Source organism: Tsukamurella sp. PLM1 (assembly GCF_023168325.1).
Taxonomy (GTDB): domain Bacteria; phylum Actinomycetota; class Actinomycetes; order Mycobacteriales; family Mycobacteriaceae; genus Tsukamurella.
In genome coordinates this window covers 1,491,466-1,506,168 of the sequence record NZ_AP025688.1, presented here as the reverse complement: position 1 = coordinate 1,506,168, position 14,703 = coordinate 1,491,466, and the positions used below count along the sequence as shown (strand labels likewise).

Genomic DNA, 14,703 nt, shown 5'->3' with positions numbered 1-14,703 from the left:
TTCCGGTCGGGGCCGTCTCGATGATCGAGTGCGCTAGGCGCTCTTCTCGCGGCGCTCGTGGGAGCGCTTGCGGGGCACGATGGTGGGCAGGACGTTGTCGCGCACCGTCTCCCCCGTCACGACGACCTTCGCCACGTCGTCGCGCGAGGGGATGTCGAACATGACCGGGTTGAGGACCTCTTCCATGATCGCGCGGAGCCCGCGCGCGCCGGTGCCGCGGAGGATGGCCTGGTCGGCGATCGCGCCGAGGGCATCGTCGTCGAACTCGAGCTCCACGCCGTCCATCTCGAACAGGCGCTGGTACTGCTTGACCAGAGCGTTCTTCGGCTCCGAGAGGATCGAGACAAGCGATTCCTTGTCCAGATTGGACACCGAGGCGATGACAGGCAGACGGCCGATGAACTCGGGGATCAGGCCGAACTTGATCAGATCCTCGGGGAGCACGTCGGCGAAGTGGTCGACGGTGTCGACCTCGCTCTTGCTGCGCACCTCGTTGCCGAAGCCCAATCCGCGCTTGCCGATCCGATCCCCCACGACCTTCTCCAGCCCGGCGAACGCCCCCGCCACGATGAACAGCACGTTCGTCGTGTCGATCTGGATGAACTCCTGGTGCGGGTGCTTGCGGCCGCCCTGCGGCGGCACACTGGCCTGCGTACCCTCGAGGATCTTCAGCAGCGCCTGCTGCACGCCCTCACCGGACACGTCGCGGGTGATCGACGGGTTCTCGCTCTTGCGGGCGATCTTGTCGACCTCGTCGATGTAGATGATGCCGGTCTCTGCGCGCTTGACGTCGTAATCGGCCGCCTGGATCAGTTTGAGGAGGATGTTCTCCACGTCCTCACCCACGTAACCGGCCTCGGTGAGCGCCGTCGCGTCGGCGATCGCGAACGGCACGTTGAGCATCTTCGCCAGCGTCTGCGCCAGGTACGTCTTACCGCAGCCGGTGGGGCCGAGCATGAGGATGTTCGACTTCGCCAACTCGACGTTCTCGCCGCGCGCATCCTTGCGCTCGCCCGCCTGGATGCGCTTGTAGTGGTTGTAGACGGCCACCGCGAGATTCCGCTTGGCCGAGTCCTGACCGATGACGTAGTTGTCCAGGAAGTCTCGGATCTCGACCGGCTTGGGCAGCTCGTCCAGCTTCACATCGCTGGACTCGGCGAGCTCCTCCTCGATGATCTCGTTGCAGAGGTCGATGCACTCATCGCAGATGTACACGCCGGGGCCGGCGATCAGCTTCTTGACCTGCTTCTGGCTCTTTCCGCAGAAGGAGCACTTCAACAGGTCTGCGCCGTCTCCGATCCGTGCCATGCGCTGTGTCCTACTTCCCTTGCCGGTGACTCGCCCACTTCGATGTTCGTCCGCGGGCGACGCCTGGTTACGACGGTACCCGCGAACCGAAGTCCCGGCGACCGATATGAATAGCTTGCTGCAGGTGGCTCCGGGGCCGCGGAACCCGCTCACGCGGCGTGTCGCGACCCCCGGACGTCCTGCTCCGAATCGCTCGGACGATTGCTCGAACGAACTACTTCGACGAGGCCTTGCGGTACGGGAACACCGTGTCGACGATGCCGTACTCCTTGGCCTGGTCAGCCGTGAGGATGTTGTCGCGATCGGTGTCCTTGCGAATCGTCTCCACCGACTGTCCGGTGTGGGCCGCGAGGATCTCGTCGAGCTTGAGGCGCACCCGCTCCATCTCGCGGGCCTGGATCTCGAGGTCGGACACCTGGCCGCGCATCGAGCCCCCGTGCGGGGCTGATGGATCAGCACCGTCGAGTTGGGCAGCGCGGCGCGCTTGCCCTTGGTGCCGCCTGCCAGCAGTACCGCCGCAGCCGAGGCCGCGGTGCCGAGCACCACGGTCGCCACGTCGCAGTGCACGTACTGCATCGTGTCGTACACGCCGAGCGCGTCGTACAGGCTGCCGCCCGGCGAGTTGATGTACATCGTGATGTCGCGGTCGGGGTCCATAGACTCGAGCACCAGGATCTGCGACATCACGTTGTTCGCCGTGGCCTCGTTGATCTCCGTGTCGAGGAAGATGATGCGCTCCTCGAACAGCTTGGTGATGGGGCTCTGCACCCGCTCGCCGTTGGCGGTGCGCTCGACGTACTGCGGGATGTGGCGCGCGATCGGGCGCGGCTGGTCGGAGTAGCCGTAGCCGCCCGCGGAACCGCCGGTGTAGCCGTAGGTGGGGTATTCGTACATGCTCGTGGTGTCCCTCTCGCTACTTGACCGCGCTCGCGCGGCTGACGACGTGGTCGACGAAGCCGTATTCCTTGGCCTCGTCCGCGGTGAACCAGTTGTCACGATCGGCGTCGGCCTCGATCTTCTCGATCGGCTGGCCGGTGAACTCTGCGTTGAGGCGGTTCATCTCGACCTTGGTCTTCGAGAACAGCTCGGCCTGGATCGCGATGTCGGCGGCGGTTCCACCGATGCCGGCGGACGGCTGGTGCATCATGATCCGGGCGTGCGGGAGCGCGTAGCGCTTTCCCTTGGTGCCGGCCGCGAGCAGGAACTGCCCCATCGACGCGGCCATGCCCATCGCGTAGGTCGCCACGTCGCAGTTCACGAACTGCATGGTGTCGAAGATCGCCATGCCCGCGGAGATGCTGCCGCCGGGCGAGTTGATGTAGAGGTTGATGTCCTTGTCCGCGTCCTCGGCCGACAGCAGCAGGATCTGCGCGCACAGCTGGTTCGCGATGTCGTCGTTCACCTCGCTACCGAGGAAGATGATGCGCGACTCCAGGAGCCGGTTGTACACCGAATCGTTGAGGTTCAGGCCGGCGACGCCGGTCCGCATGGTGGGGTTGGAGTTCATCCGCTGCTCCCTGCCTTTCTTTGCTGTCATCGACACTAACGAACGCGCCACGACGGAACGTCCCCCGGCACGCTCGGCTCCGCTGAGGGCAGAAACGCCCCGCAGCCGGTCCGGCTGCGGGGCGCTCCCTCGGGTACTACTTCTCGTCGGCCTCGGCCACGATCTCCTCGGCCTCGGCGACCACGCCCTCCTCGGCGGCGGCCTCCTCGGCGAGCTCCTCGCCCGCGTCCTCGCGGTCGAACAGCGCCTTGGTGTCGACCACATTGCCGTCGGCGTCCTTGACGGTGACCTCGAGCACGACGTCCGCGAGACCCTTGCCCCGGCGGACCTCCTGGAACAGCGCCGGCAGCTGGTTCGCCTGCTGGATCTGCTGGATGAACTCGGCGGGCTGCATGCCGTACCGCTGCGACTGGAACACGATGTGCTCCTGCAGCTCCTGCTGGTCGACCTGCACGTCCTGCGCGTCGGCGATCGCGTCCAGCAGCAGCTGCACCTTGACCTGCTTCTCTGCCGACTCGCGCGCCTGGCTCTCGAACTCCTCGCGCGTGGTGCCCTGCGCCTTGAGCGCGGTCTCGAGGAGCTCCTCGTTGTGGCCCACCTGGTGCAGCACGTCGTGCACGTTCGCGTCGGCCTGCTCCTTGACGACGGCCTCGGGCAGCGGCACCTCGACGGACTCGAGCAGCTTGTCGAGCACGGCGTCGCGGATGTCCGCGGCCTGGCCCAGCTTCTTGTTCTGCTCGACGCGGCCGCGCAGGTCCTCGCGGAGCTCCTCGACGGTGTCGAACTCGCTGGCGAGCTGGGCGAACTCGTCGTCCACCTCGGGCAGCTCGCGCTCCTTCACCGAACCGACGGTGACGGTGACCTCGGCCTCCTTACCGGCGTGCTCGCCGGCGACCAGGGTGGTCGGGAAGGTCTTCGAATCGCCGGCCGACAGTCCGACGACGGCCTCGTCCAGCCCATCGATCAGCTGGCCGTTGCCGACCTCGTGCGACAGGCCGGTGGTCTTGGCGTCCTCCACGTCCTGGCCGTCGACGGTGGCCGACAGGTCGATCGTGATGAAGTCGCCGGTCTCGACCGCGCGCTCGACTCCCTTGAGGGTGCCGAAGCGGGCGCGCAGGCCCTCGAGCTGCTCCTCGATGTCCTCGTCCTTCACCTCGAGCGAGGGGACCTCGACCTCGATGGTGGAGTACTCGGGCAGCGTGATCTCGGGACGCACATCGACCTCGGCGGTGAACGAGAAGGTCTCGCCGTACTCGAGCTTGTCGATGTCGATCTCCGGCTGGCCGAGGGCCTTGACCTCGGAGTCCAGCACGGCCTGGCTGTACTTGCCAGGCAGCGCGTCGTTGATCACCTGGGAGAGCACCGCGTCGCGGCCGACGCGCGCCTCGATCAGCTTCGCGGGGGCCTTGCCCTTGCGGAAGCCGGGGATGTTGACCTGCTGCGCGAGCGTCTCGTAGGCGCGATCGAAATCGGGCGCGAGCTCGTCGAAGGGAACCTCGACGCTCAGGCGGACGCGAGTCGGGCTCAGCTGCTCGACGGTGCTCTTCACTCGTTCTCCTCGGGTTGTGATCAGCAGGCACGGCCGCGGTGATGTGCGGTTTCCTGCGGGCAGCACGAGGCCCCGTCGGGCCTACGGCACTCGGACAAGCGTACGCGACGGTGCCGTCTCCCTTCTGCCGGGGAGGCGCCCAGCGGTCACGGCGAGCCCGGTTCGGGCCCGAAGTCGGCCGCACTGACACAGCCGCCGATCGCGCTGCGCCGAGCGCCGCCCGGTTCGTCCCCCGCGCCGCGCCGAAAGGCGACCCCGGCGTTCACTCCCCGTCGTAACGCCGTTCGTGGGACGAGGGCTCGAACGTCCCCACTCGGCGCCGATTCCCCACCGGACGCCGGCTCGTCCCCCGCGCGGCACCGCGTCCCCCACCGCCGGATCCACCGGCGATCGGGTGCCTCGCGAGCGCGGGCGTCCTACGCTGAATCCATGACCGTCCAGCTGCGCGCCATGGAACGTTCGGACCTGCGGTTCGTGCACGGCCTGTTCAACGACCGGGCCGTGATGTCGTACTGGTTCGAGGAGCCGTTCGACGCGCTGGCCGAGCTCGAGGACATCTACGAGCGGCACATCCACGACGAGCGCGAGCGCCGGTTCATAATCGAGAACGACGGCATTCCGGTGGGGCTCGTGGAACTGGTCGAGATCAACTTCATCCACCGGAACTGCGAGTTCCAGATCATCGTCGCTCCCGCGGCGCAGGGCCGCGGTTACGCCGGGACGGCCACCCGGAAGGCGCTCGACTACGCGTTCCGAATCCTCAACCTGCACAAGGTGTACCTGTTCGTGGACGTGGCCAACGAAAAGGCGGCCCACGTCTACGAGAAGCTGGGCTTCGTCCGCGAAGGCGTCCAGCGCGAGCAGTACTTCTCGAACGGCGCGTACCGCGACGCGCACGCGATGGGCCTGCTCCAGCGCGACTTCCTCGCCGCGGACTCCGCCCGCGGGTGACGCCGCCCGCGGGTTATGCCGCCCGGTGCGACGCGGCCCGCGGTGACCGCCGTCTCCGTCCCGAGACCGCTGTGAGCCGAGCCGCCCGCTGCCACTGATGTGACATCGTGCGGCAGCCCGGCGGACCCGCCGCACCGTCGGTAACCATGGGGAATGACCACGATGACGGAGCCCCAGCCCACGAAGCCGCAGCCCCGCCCGATCGTCTCCCGGGACGCCGCGATCGGCCCCGACGCCCGCTTGCCCTGGCTCCTCGCCGGGACCGCCGGCATGGTCGGCGCCGTCGCCTTCCTGCATTCCGCCGGCTATTTCGTGACATTCATGACCGGCAACACCGAGCGCGCCGTCCTCACGTGGTTCAAGGCATCCGACGCGCAGCAGGTCGCCGGAGCGAGCGCGCTGGCCGCGATCGCGCTGATCACCTCGTTCGTGGCCGGCGTAGTGGTCGCGTCGATCTGCCGCCGGTTCTTCTGGCACGGTCACCCCCACGGCCCGACGGTGCTCACCACCGCCGGGCTACTGACCTCCGCCGGCCTTGACTTCTACCTCGACGGATTCGACGAGCCGCAGGTCCGATTCCTGCCGATTCTGATCATCACGTTCTCGCTCGGCGCCCTGAACACGTCGTTCACCAAGAACGGGGAGGTCTCGGTCCCCCTCTCGTATGTGACGGGAACCCTGGTCAAGCTCGGCCAGGGAATCGAACGTCACGCGACCGGCAGCGGCACCGTCTACGACTGGCTCGGCTACGCGCTGCTCTACGCCGGCTTCCTGCTGGGCGCGGCGGTCGGCGGCGTCGTCGGCTCGTTCGTCACCGGGCCGCAGGTGATCCTGGCGGCCGGGCTGCTGTGCGGCGCGGTCACGGTGGTCACGTTCCTGCACTCGGACCGCAAGACCCTGCTCGGCTGACACCCGAGGCCCGATCTCGGCCGCCACACCGGCGACCGGACACCGAAGTCACGAGCGAGTGATCGCAAATCGCATCCACCCCAGCATGATTCGCCGCGCTAGTTAGTCTCGTCGCCGTATCCTTTTCTGCCGTTTCGTCCTAATCTCAGCGACATGACCCCAGGCTTCCCGCCGCCTCCCCGAGTGGCGACCGTCCGCGTTCGACCGCGGCGACGGTGATCGGATGGATCCTCGTAGCGCTCGGCGCCCTCGTGGCGCTCGGCAGCGTCGTCGGCGGAGACGGTTTCAGCGGCCGTATCGCGGGCCTGCTCCGGGCGCGGCCATCGCGGTCGTCGGGGCGATGCTGTTGTGGCGCTTCACCTCCTGGAAGGTCGCGGGACCGGGTGCCGCCCTCGCGCTCGTGCTGAGCATGCTCGTCATGCCGAGCACCCCGAAGGAGCCGACGCCCGCGAGCGGCCTCGTCGGCCCGACGTCGGTCGCGACCGTGACCTCGTCGGCGACGAAGACGGTGACGGTCACCGAGACGACAACCACGGCACCGTCGAGCACCCCGAGCAGCACGGCGCCGCCGACGACGACAGCGGACACGACCTCGGCCACAGTGGTGCCGCCGCCGAATCCCGGCGTCACCGAGACGAACACACGCACTCCCGTGCCCGCGGTCGAACTACCGACCACCACCCGCGGCGGCGGCAGCGCCTACTACCCGAACTGCGATGCGGCGAAGGCTGCCGGAGTGGCTCCGTTGCACCGGGGTGAGCCCGGATATCGCGCCGGCCTGGACCGCGATCGCGACGGCATCGCCTGCGACAGGTAGGCGCCTGCCGCAGGCGCTGATCGCGACAGCAAACAGCGCAGCTATCGCGCGACGCAGCGTGACCTGTGCCACACTGCCTGCCATGACGGCCCGGATCCGAGATTTCCACGACGACGACTTGGACACCATCGTGCGGCTCTGGGAGGCCGCGTACCACCGCGGTACGCCGCCGGTGTACTCGATGGCGGAGGTGATCGCCTCGTGCCAGCAGGACCACGCGATGGTCGCCACCGAGAACGATCAGGTGGTGGCGGTGGCGGTCGGCCGCGCGGCACACGCGCAGGGATGGATCGTGTTCTTCGACGTCGCACCCGACACCGATCCGAACGCCGCGGGCCTGCTCCTCGACGCGCTGGAGCGGCGGATGGCTCCGCTCGGGCTGGGGAAACTCTCGGTCCTCACGTCCGGGGACGACGACGCCTCGGCCGCGCTGTCCGACAACGGGTTCACGGTGCGCGACCCGGTCCGCTACCTGGAGCGGCCGATGCCGGTTCAGCGGCGTGAACTGGACCTGCTCAAGGAGGTCGGCGGCCGCCTGCTGCCGCGCCACCTCTGGGATCGGGTGAGCGGGATGCGGCAGGAGAAGGACATGCTGGAGCAGCGCCTCGTGACGCCGCTCGCCCGCCCGGACATGGCGGAGCGGTTCGGGGTGACGCCGCCGCACGCCGTGATGCTGTTCGGCCCGCCCGGCACGGGCAAGACCACCTTCGCCAAGGCGGTCGCGTCCCGACTGGACTGGCCGTTCGTGGAGCTGTTCCCGTCGCGGCTGGCTGACTCCCCGGGCGGCCTGGCGGGAGCGCTGCGGTCGTCGTTCGAGGCGATCGCCGAGCTCGAGCACGCGGTGGTGTTCATCGACGAGGTCGAGGAGATCGCGTCGCAGCGCCGCGGCGATCCGCCCTCGCCCACGCAGGGCGTGACGAACGAACTGCTCAAGCAGGTCGCTGAGTTCCGCGATCAGGACGGCCGCCTCCTGGTGTGCGCGACGAACTTCGTGCGGTCCCTCGACGACGCGTTCCTGCGGCACGGCCGGTTCGACTACGTGATCCCCATCGGACTTCCGGATGCCGAAGCGCGCACGGCGATCTGGGGCCGATACATCCCCGATACCGTCATCGCGACCATCGACGTCGACGCGCTCACCGAGGCGAGCACGGGGATGACCCCGGCCGATATCGAGTACGCCGCCCGGCGCGCCTCGCAGGACGCGCTCGCCCGGGCTCTCGACGGCGAGGGCACCGCCGAGGACGAGGTGGGCCTGGGCACGGCCGACTACCTCACGGCACTCCGGGCCACCCGGGCGACGGTCTCGCGGGGCGCAGCGGCAGAGTTCTCCGAGGACATCGACACCTACGCCCGGCTGTAGCCGCCCTACGGCGTTCCCCACCGCCACCACCGGCGGCGCGGCGCTGCCGGCGGGACGAGGATCTCCCGGAACCGGGTGGCGAAGCCCGCGATCGCCCGCTGTTCGTCGTCGAGCAGGCGGCGTGTGCCGCTGGACACCTCGATGGTGATCGGCGTGCCGGGGCGCACGTCGAGGGCCTCCCAGCACAGCGAGAGGTTCTGCGCCATCACCCGGCGCTCGCGCACGATCAGATAGATCCGGGACACGTACCGCGTTGTCTCCCAGCGCAACCGTTCGGCACCGTCGGCATCGAGGTATCCCGCCGCGGCGAACTGCTCCAGGTACACAGCCCGACGGTACGCCGTCACCCGCGCGCCCGGGAGGCTTCGCGGGACGGGGTGAGTGACCAGATCGTCACGTAGGCGAGGCCGAAGAACGCCGCCACCGCGACCGCCACCCCCGTCGACTGGACGGAGGAGAAGGGCGAGCTGACCCAGTCGAAGGTCGCGGCGACCACGGCGTCGGGGCGCGTGACCAGGTCCCACGAGTTCCACCGCTGGAACCGCCCGATCACCACGCCGATGGCGCACAGCCCTACCGACAACGCGACCACGAGCCAGCCGAGCGCGGGACGGGAGTCACGCTCGAGCCGGCGGTGCACCAGCAGCATCGACACCACCCCGAGCAGTGTCCCCGTCCACGCCGCGAACCCGTACTGCAGCACGTGCCGCCAGAGCTCGTACCCCTCCCCCAGGTGCACCAGGTCGGTCACCAGGTACGGCGCATTCGGCAGGAACGCGAGCCACCCGACACCCAGCGGCACCAGTGCCCACCGGCTGCGGACCGCGGCGAACCCGACCGCGAACACCACCGGGATCCACGCGAGGAACAGGTTCCAGATGAGGAAGCGGGAGGGGTAGCTCAGCGGTGCGGACGGGTCCGTGGTTCCGAGGACGACGGTGAGGGCGGTGGTCGCCAGGAGCGAGCCGAGCAGGATCACGACGCGTGTCTTGGTCATCGGACCAGAGTGCCAGCGCGCGCGTTCAGGTGCTCGTGTCGCGCTGGCCTGGACCGCCGATCACCCTTCGCCGCGCCGCTGCGGCGCACCCGGCAACGGCAGGCACACGATGCCACTGCGGCATGCCAGAGGGGTGTTACCGAGGGGTGGGGTGAGCACGGTCGGCCCACATCGATCGGAAGTGCACCCCGCGGGGGCGATCGGGCCGACCCCGAACCCCGCGAGCAGGACCTTCGGATCGAACACGCCTTCCGCGTCGAAGCGGAAGTTCATCGTCGGGCGGTAGGGCCCCGGGTCGGGTAGGTCGACGTCCTTCACTGCGCGCGCGAGCCTGCGCAGGAACTCGTGGTAGAGCTCACTGTTGAGGCTGACGGAGAGCAGCGTGGCCGGGTCCGGCGAGATGTCGCCGAGGACACCCGTCCAGGTGACGAGCATGTGGAGGCTCGGCATCACGAAATTCGTCTGATGGAAGAGTCCGACCGTGGCGAACGAGTCCGGTGGCATCGCGACCATCGGGGGCGTCGCGAACACGTGTCGCGACGGCAGGGTCACCCCGATGCACGGCGCACGGTTGAGCCAGACCAGGAATCCGTAGCACGCATTGGCGTTCGACGGTGTACTCAGCTGGTCCATGTAGTCCGCGTCGATGATTCGCTTGCCGTTCCATTGGCCGCGATTGAGCAGCAGAAGCCCCAGACGCGCCATGTCGTTGGGAGGGAGGAACAGGAACGCGAAGCCGTAGGTGTGCCCCGAGCGATCGCGTTGCCAGAAGTAGTCCTCGGCGTCGATCCCCAACGGCGCGAAGAGATACCTTTGCGCGTACTTCTGGATATCCTGTCCCACAGCGCGTTCCAGCACGTGGACGAGGAGATCGGGCCCCCGCTGCGAGTATTCGAAGTACGTGCCGGGCGCGTGTGTCATCGGGAGCGCCAACGCCTGTGCGGGCGTGTTGACATCGGGAACGAGCGCGGTCAGTGCTTCCCCGAGCAGCGACTGTTTCATTCCCGAGGACTGCGTCAACAGATGGCGCACGGTGATCGCCCTGTGCCCCGCGTCCCCTTCGCCCGGCCGGAGGTAGGTGCCGATCGGGGCGTCCAGGTCCAGCAGTCCCTGCGTCCGGGCGACGCCGGCGATCAATGCGAGGACCCCCTTCGTCGAACTCCACAGATTCATCGCGACGTTGCCGCTGGCCCCGTTGAGCGGGCCGGTTCCGATCAGGCAGTTGTTCCGGTACACCTGGATGTTCGTCCGCAGCCTGGACGCACCGAACGCGATCGCGTCGTCGAGCGCGGCCTGGTCGATCTCCACGCGGGACGCTGCGACCCGCCGGGGCGCGGCGTCACCCACGGGGAGCGCACACCGGTCGACCGCCGCACCGGCCGTGGGCGCCCCGAACACTCCACCTCCCAGCGCCAATCCGACCGCAAGGATTCCGCCGACGACCGCGGATCGCACTCGGCGCCGCACCTCAACATCACCCATTAGACTCTCCTGAACTGCAATTTTTTACGGCCACGGATAGAATAATCAGAGTTCTGTCGACCCCGTAAGCTTTCGGGTGAAACACATGGAGGTACCCGTTGCCACCCACCCGTCCCGGACCGGTACCGATCCCGGTCGACCGGCTCCTCACGACGGCGATCTCGGAGTTCGCCCGTTGCGGCTACGCAGCGACGACGATGCAGGCCGTCGCCAAAGCCGCCCGCGTGACCAAGCCGACGCTGTACTCCCGCTTCCGCGACAAGGCGGAGTTGTACGACGCCTGCCTCTCCTGGGAGGCCGATCACGCCATCGAGTTCCTCTTCACCGCCTATGACCGCGCTGAGCATCTACAAGGGCCCGACGAAGGAGCGGCGAACGTGCAGGCCCTGTTTGACTACGCGCGCGCCAGGCCGGACGGGTTCCGACTCCTGGCGGACACCGACCCCAGCAGCCCGGTCTCGACGCACCGCGATCGCGCGATGAACGCCGTCATCAGCCGTCTCGCCAACCGCATCACGCCCACGAAACCCGATGCAGGGGTGGATGAACCGCTGACCGCCCAGATCACCGCCATGGCGGTCGTGGTCGCCCTGGAGGCAGCGCGGAGTCCGTCATCCGCCCCGGGCCGGACCCGGCGACTGCCTCGAACGTCGCGGCCGCCTTCGTCGCGGGCGGCATCCGATCCGCCCTCAAGGCGGCCTCGAGGCGCGACCCGTGAACAGCGACCCACGAGCAACGCCTGGTGCACTACTGGTCGGGATGACAGGATTTGAACCTGCGACCCTCTGCTCCCAAAGCAGATGCGCTACCAAGCTGCGCCACATCCCGTGATCGCCGCGGCGATCAGGTAGAGCGTAGCCGCCTCGGAGATGGACGAGGCCGGCGGCGTACTGTAACACGCCCCGGCCTCTGATTCGGCGAGCGGTTTACAGTCACGCTCGCGAATATGCTCTGAACCATACCACATGGTGCACCTGCTCGACTCTCGAGACCGGAGTCCCCATCCGCACGCCGGCAGACCCCGATCCCGACCCACGCGCCGTAACGGTCCGCCCTCGCCCGGCGATACCCATGAAGAACAGTGACACCCCGATCCGTCGTGCGCGCCATCCGTCCAGGTGCCCGCCCGTCCGCTGCGGTCCCGGCCCGGCGTCCAGCGACGATCCCGACACAGGAGCGAACAGCTTTGCGCTGCGGAACCGTACTCGCCGACCGCTACGAACTCCTCCGGCTCATCGCCACCGGCGGTATGGGTCAGGTGTGGGAGGCGATGGACACCCGGCTCGACCGCCGCGTCGCCATCAAGGTCCTCAAGGCCGAATTCTCGGACGACAAGGAGTTCCTCGCCCGGTTCCGGAACGAGGCCCGCACCACCGCCGCCCTCAACCACCCCGGCATCGCCGGCGTGTACGACTACGGCGAGACCGAGGACCAGTCCGGCGGCGCACCGCTCGCCTACCTGGTGATGGAGCTCGTCAACGGCGAGCCGCTCAACGCCGTCCTGAGCCGCCTCGGCCATCTCAGCCAAGCGCAAGCGCTCGACCTGCTCGAGCAGACCGGCCGCGCGCTCCAGGTGGCCCACACCGCCGGCCTGGTGCACCGCGACGTCAAGCCCGGCAACATCCTCATCACCCCCACCGGACAGGTGAAGATCACCGACTTCGGTATCGCCAAGGCCGTCGACGCCGCACCCGTCACCAAGACCGGCATGGTCGTCGGCACGGCCCAGTACATCTCCCCCGAACAGGCCTCGGGCGAGGACGCCACGCCGGCCTCCGACGTCTACGCCCTCGGCGTCGTCGGCTACGAATGCCTCACCGGGCGGCCGCCCTTCACCGCGGAGAACGCGGTGGCGCTGTGCGTCCAGCACATCCGCCAGGAACCGCCGGCCCTGCCGCCGTGGGTCCCCGGCCCGACCGCCGGCCTCATCACGCGCGCCCTCGCGAAGGATCCGGGCCGCCGGTTCTCCGACGGCGGCGAATTCGCGCAGGCCATCGCCCACACCCGGGGTTCCTCCACGGGCGCGTCCCGCGTGCACCCACCGGCCGCGTACGCACCGACGGTGCGCCGCCCCGCCGGGCCGCGCACGGTCACGCGCCCGGCGACGCCGGCGCCCATCGGATCCAACACGCCGACGCAGCCCCACACCCACGACTCCTCCTCCGGCAGCGACCGGAAGCGGTTCGTCGCCGTCGCTGGAGCGCTTGCAGTCGCCGCGATCGCTCTCGGCGGTGCGGTCGCCGTGAACGGCTCGGGTGGGGACGACGGTACCGCGCCCGCAGCGGGTCCGACGGCCGACAATCCCGGCGCGCTGACCACGACGCGGGCCATGGCCGAGCGCCCGTCCGACCGCATCGCCCCCGCTCCGCTGACGCGACCGACGGACATCCCTCGGACCACGACCACCACCGTGCCGCGGCCCACCAGCACGCCGACCTCGCCGACGAGCACCTCGACGACGCCGACGTCGAGCACCACCACGACCACCACGACGACGCCGACAACGACCACCACGACCACCACGACGACGCCGACGACCACGTCCTCGACCACGACGACCACTGCGTCGTCGTCGAAGCCGGAGGCCGATTCACGCGTCTAGGGACCTGCGCGCTCCCAGGATCACGTGCACGAGGATCCCGACGACCAGCGCCCAGAAGGCGGAGCCGACGCCCGCCACCGTCGTGCCCGACGCTGCGACCACGAACGTGACGGCCGCGGGCACCCGGTCGGCCTCGGAGGCCATCGCCCCGGCGCAGGCGGCGGCGAACGCACCCACGAGCGCGACCCCCGCAACGGCCTGGACCACGCCGTCCGGCGCGGCCAGCACCACGGCGGTCAGCCCGGTACTCAGCACGCCGAGAACGAGGTTCGCCGCCCCGGACGAGACGCCGGCGATCCAGCGCCGCGACGTGTCGGCCCCGGCGTCCGGCCCGGCGGCCAGGGCCGCGCTGATCGCCGCGAGATTGATGGCGTGTCCGCCGAACGGCGCGCCGAGCACGCTGCCGACGCCGGTGACGGTCAGCGACGGACGCCACGGCACCGAATAGCCGTACGAGCCCAGCACCGCAGCGCCCGGGATGTTCTGCGACGCCATGGTCACGATGTACAGCGGCAGCACGATGCCGGTCAGGGCCTGCAGCGTCCAGGCGGGTGTCGTCCACTCGAGATGCGGGACGAGCGCGGCGAACGCGGGCACGGCATCGTCGCGCACCAGGGCGATCGCGATCACCCCGAGCGCGACCAGGAAGGCGAGCGGGACCGCCCACCGCGGGCGGAAGCGCAGCAGCACGAGCCACACCAGCAACACCGGCGCCACGGCCCACGGGTTGCCCGCGAGCGCCGTCACGGGCGCAATGCACAGCGGCAGGAGTACGCCGGCGAGCATGGCCTGTGCGATCGGCGTCGGGATCCGCTGCACCCACCGCGCGAGCGCGGGCCACAGACCCGTCAGAACGAACAGCACGCCGCACACCACGAACGCCCCCACCGCGGCCGGCCAGCCGCCCGCCACCGCGCCCGCGGTCGCGAGCAGCGCGGCGCCCGGGGTCGACCAGGCGCTGATGATCGGCATCCGGTACCGCCAGGACAACAACGCCGACGCCGCACCCATCGTCACGGTGACCGCCAACAGCCCCGACGCCGCCTGCCCCGGCGACGCCCCGACCCCGCGCAGGCCCGCGAGCACCACCGCGAACGCGGACGTGTACCCGACGAGCGCGGTCACGACGCCGGCACCCACCGGCACCATCGTTCCGTTCTCAGAACGTTCCATGAGCAGAACGTATCATGGCGGCATGCCCACCCCGACGTCGGAGCG

14 protein-coding genes, 1 tRNA gene and 1 pseudogene are annotated in these 14,703 nt (G+C 69.2%); 6 read left to right on the top strand and 10 right to left on the bottom strand.

What is annotated here, in order from left to right; translation table 11 throughout:
- Window positions 1-33: 33 nt before the first annotated feature.
- From clpX to tig, 4 genes and pseudogenes are all read right to left on the bottom strand, one after another.
- Window positions 34-1,308 carry an ATP-dependent Clp protease ATP-binding subunit ClpX gene (gene clpX / locus MTP03_RS07835; RefSeq protein WP_248491482.1) on the bottom strand — a complete coding sequence of 425 codons (1,275 nt, stop codon included), beginning with the start codon at window positions 1,306-1,308 and terminating at the stop codon, window positions 34-36.
- A 214-nt stretch (window positions 1,309-1,522) separates the two neighbouring features.
- Window positions 1,523-2,127: pseudogene (locus MTP03_RS07830) on the bottom strand (ATP-dependent Clp protease proteolytic subunit).
- A 94-nt stretch (window positions 2,128-2,221) separates the two neighbouring features.
- Complete coding sequence (locus MTP03_RS07825) at window positions 2,222-2,815, bottom strand: ATP-dependent Clp protease proteolytic subunit (protein WP_248491481.1); 594 nt, start codon at window positions 2,813-2,815, stop codon at window positions 2,222-2,224.
- A gap of 136 nt (window positions 2,816-2,951) precedes the next feature.
- Window positions 2,952-4,364 (bottom strand): trigger factor, encoded by a 1,413-nt coding sequence (gene tig / locus MTP03_RS07820; RefSeq protein WP_248491480.1) that lies wholly within the window; start codon window positions 4,362-4,364, stop codon window positions 2,952-2,954.
- A 429-nt stretch (window positions 4,365-4,793) separates the two neighbouring features.
- Here tig and speG point away from each other — a divergent pair, with 429 nt between their 5' ends.
- Together speG and MTP03_RS07810 are read left to right on the top strand one after the other, a co-directional pair.
- The gene (gene speG, locus MTP03_RS07815; RefSeq protein ID WP_248491479.1) at window positions 4,794-5,315 is read left to right on the top strand and encodes a spermidine N1-acetyltransferase; all 522 of its coding nucleotides are present in this window, start codon (window positions 4,794-4,796) and stop codon (window positions 5,313-5,315) included.
- 153 nt (window positions 5,316-5,468) lie between these two features.
- On the top strand, window positions 5,469-6,224 hold the full coding sequence (locus MTP03_RS07810; protein WP_248491478.1) for a YoaK family protein: 756 nt from the start codon (window positions 5,469-5,471) through the stop codon (window positions 6,222-6,224).
- Between the two features lie 285 nt (window positions 6,225-6,509).
- Here MTP03_RS07810 and MTP03_RS07805 read toward each other — a convergent pair whose 3' ends face one another.
- Window positions 6,510-6,866 (bottom strand): hypothetical protein, encoded by a 357-nt coding sequence (locus tag MTP03_RS07805; protein ID WP_248492384.1) that lies wholly within the window; start codon window positions 6,864-6,866, stop codon window positions 6,510-6,512.
- On the opposite strand from MTP03_RS07805, the gene MTP03_RS07800 reads away from it, so the two are divergent.
- Both MTP03_RS07800 and MTP03_RS07795 read left to right on the top strand, forming a co-directional pair.
- Window positions 6,826-7,041, top strand: coding sequence for an excalibur calcium-binding domain-containing protein (locus MTP03_RS07800; protein WP_248491477.1), 216 nt, complete (start codon window positions 6,826-6,828; stop codon window positions 7,039-7,041). The two genes, MTP03_RS07805 and MTP03_RS07800, sit on opposite strands and share 41 nt — an antisense overlap.
- An 82-nt stretch (window positions 7,042-7,123) precedes the next feature.
- Window positions 7,124-8,404, top strand: coding sequence for an ATP-binding protein (locus MTP03_RS07795; protein WP_248491476.1), 1,281 nt, complete (start codon window positions 7,124-7,126; stop codon window positions 8,402-8,404).
- Window positions 8,405-8,409: 5 nt separating this feature from the next.
- Here the strand turns inward: MTP03_RS07795 and MTP03_RS07790 are convergent, their stop codons facing one another.
- The 3 genes from MTP03_RS07790 to MTP03_RS07780 are packed head-to-tail and all read right to left on the bottom strand — an operon-like array spanning window position 8,410 to window position 10,538.
- Window positions 8,410-8,730: a hypothetical protein gene (locus tag MTP03_RS07790; RefSeq protein ID WP_248491475.1), complete on the bottom strand. Its 321-nt coding sequence runs from the start codon at window positions 8,728-8,730 to the stop codon at window positions 8,410-8,412.
- A gap of 17 nt (window positions 8,731-8,747) precedes the next feature.
- A complete protein-coding gene (locus MTP03_RS07785; protein WP_248491474.1) occupies window positions 8,748-9,401 on the bottom strand; it encodes a DUF1361 domain-containing protein in 654 nt (217 codons plus the stop codon).
- Window positions 9,402-9,461: 60 nt separating this feature from the next.
- A complete protein-coding gene (locus MTP03_RS07780) occupies window positions 9,462-10,538 on the bottom strand; it encodes a serine hydrolase (RefSeq protein WP_248491473.1) in 1,077 nt (358 codons plus the stop codon).
- 542 nt (window positions 10,539-11,080) lie between these two features.
- Here MTP03_RS07780 and MTP03_RS07775 point away from each other — a divergent pair.
- Window positions 11,081-11,656, top strand: a complete 576-nt coding sequence (locus MTP03_RS07775) for a TetR/AcrR family transcriptional regulator (protein ID WP_248491472.1) — start codon at window positions 11,081-11,083, stop codon at window positions 11,654-11,656.
- Here the strand turns inward: MTP03_RS07775 and MTP03_RS07770 are convergent.
- Window positions 11,635-11,711: transfer RNA gene (locus MTP03_RS07770), tRNA-Pro, on the bottom strand. The genes MTP03_RS07775 and MTP03_RS07770 overlap by 22 nt on opposite strands.
- A 358-nt stretch (window positions 11,712-12,069) precedes the next feature.
- Here MTP03_RS07770 and MTP03_RS07765 point away from each other — a divergent pair.
- Entirely contained in the window at window positions 12,070-13,485 is a 1,416-nt protein-coding gene (locus tag MTP03_RS07765; RefSeq protein WP_248491471.1) for a serine/threonine-protein kinase, read from the top strand.
- Here the strand turns inward: MTP03_RS07765 and MTP03_RS07760 are convergent.
- Window positions 13,474-14,658 (bottom strand): benzoate/H(+) symporter BenE family transporter, encoded by a 1,185-nt coding sequence (locus MTP03_RS07760; protein ID WP_248491470.1) that lies wholly within the window; start codon window positions 14,656-14,658, stop codon window positions 13,474-13,476. The two genes, MTP03_RS07765 and MTP03_RS07760, sit on opposite strands and share 12 nt — an antisense overlap.
- Between the last annotated feature and the right edge of the window lie 45 nt (window positions 14,659-14,703).

Excerpts from the sequence above, each read along its gene's own strand:
- clpX (WP_248491482.1), bottom strand. The coding sequence starts at position 1,308 with ATGGCACGGATCGGAGACGGCGCAGACCTGTTGAAGTGCTCCTTCTGC.
- MTP03_RS07825 (WP_248491481.1), bottom strand. The coding sequence starts at position 2,815 with ATGAACTCCAACCCCACCATGCGGACCGGCGTCGCCGGCCTGAACCTC.
- speG (WP_248491479.1), top strand. The coding sequence starts at position 4,794 with ATGACCGTCCAGCTGCGCGCCATGGAACGTTCGGACCTGCGGTTCGTG.
- MTP03_RS07810 (WP_248491478.1), top strand. The coding sequence starts at position 5,469 with ATGACCACGATGACGGAGCCCCAGCCCACGAAGCCGCAGCCCCGCCCG.
- MTP03_RS07795 (WP_248491476.1), top strand. The coding sequence starts at position 7,124 with ATGACGGCCCGGATCCGAGATTTCCACGACGACGACTTGGACACCATC.
- MTP03_RS07785 (WP_248491474.1), bottom strand. The coding sequence starts at position 9,401 with ATGACCAAGACACGCGTCGTGATCCTGCTCGGCTCGCTCCTGGCGACC.
- MTP03_RS07775 (WP_248491472.1), top strand. The coding sequence starts at position 11,081 with ATGCAGGCCGTCGCCAAAGCCGCCCGCGTGACCAAGCCGACGCTGTAC.
- MTP03_RS07760 (WP_248491470.1), bottom strand. The coding sequence starts at position 14,658 with ATGGAACGTTCTGAGAACGGAACGATGGTGCCGGTGGGTGCCGGCGTC.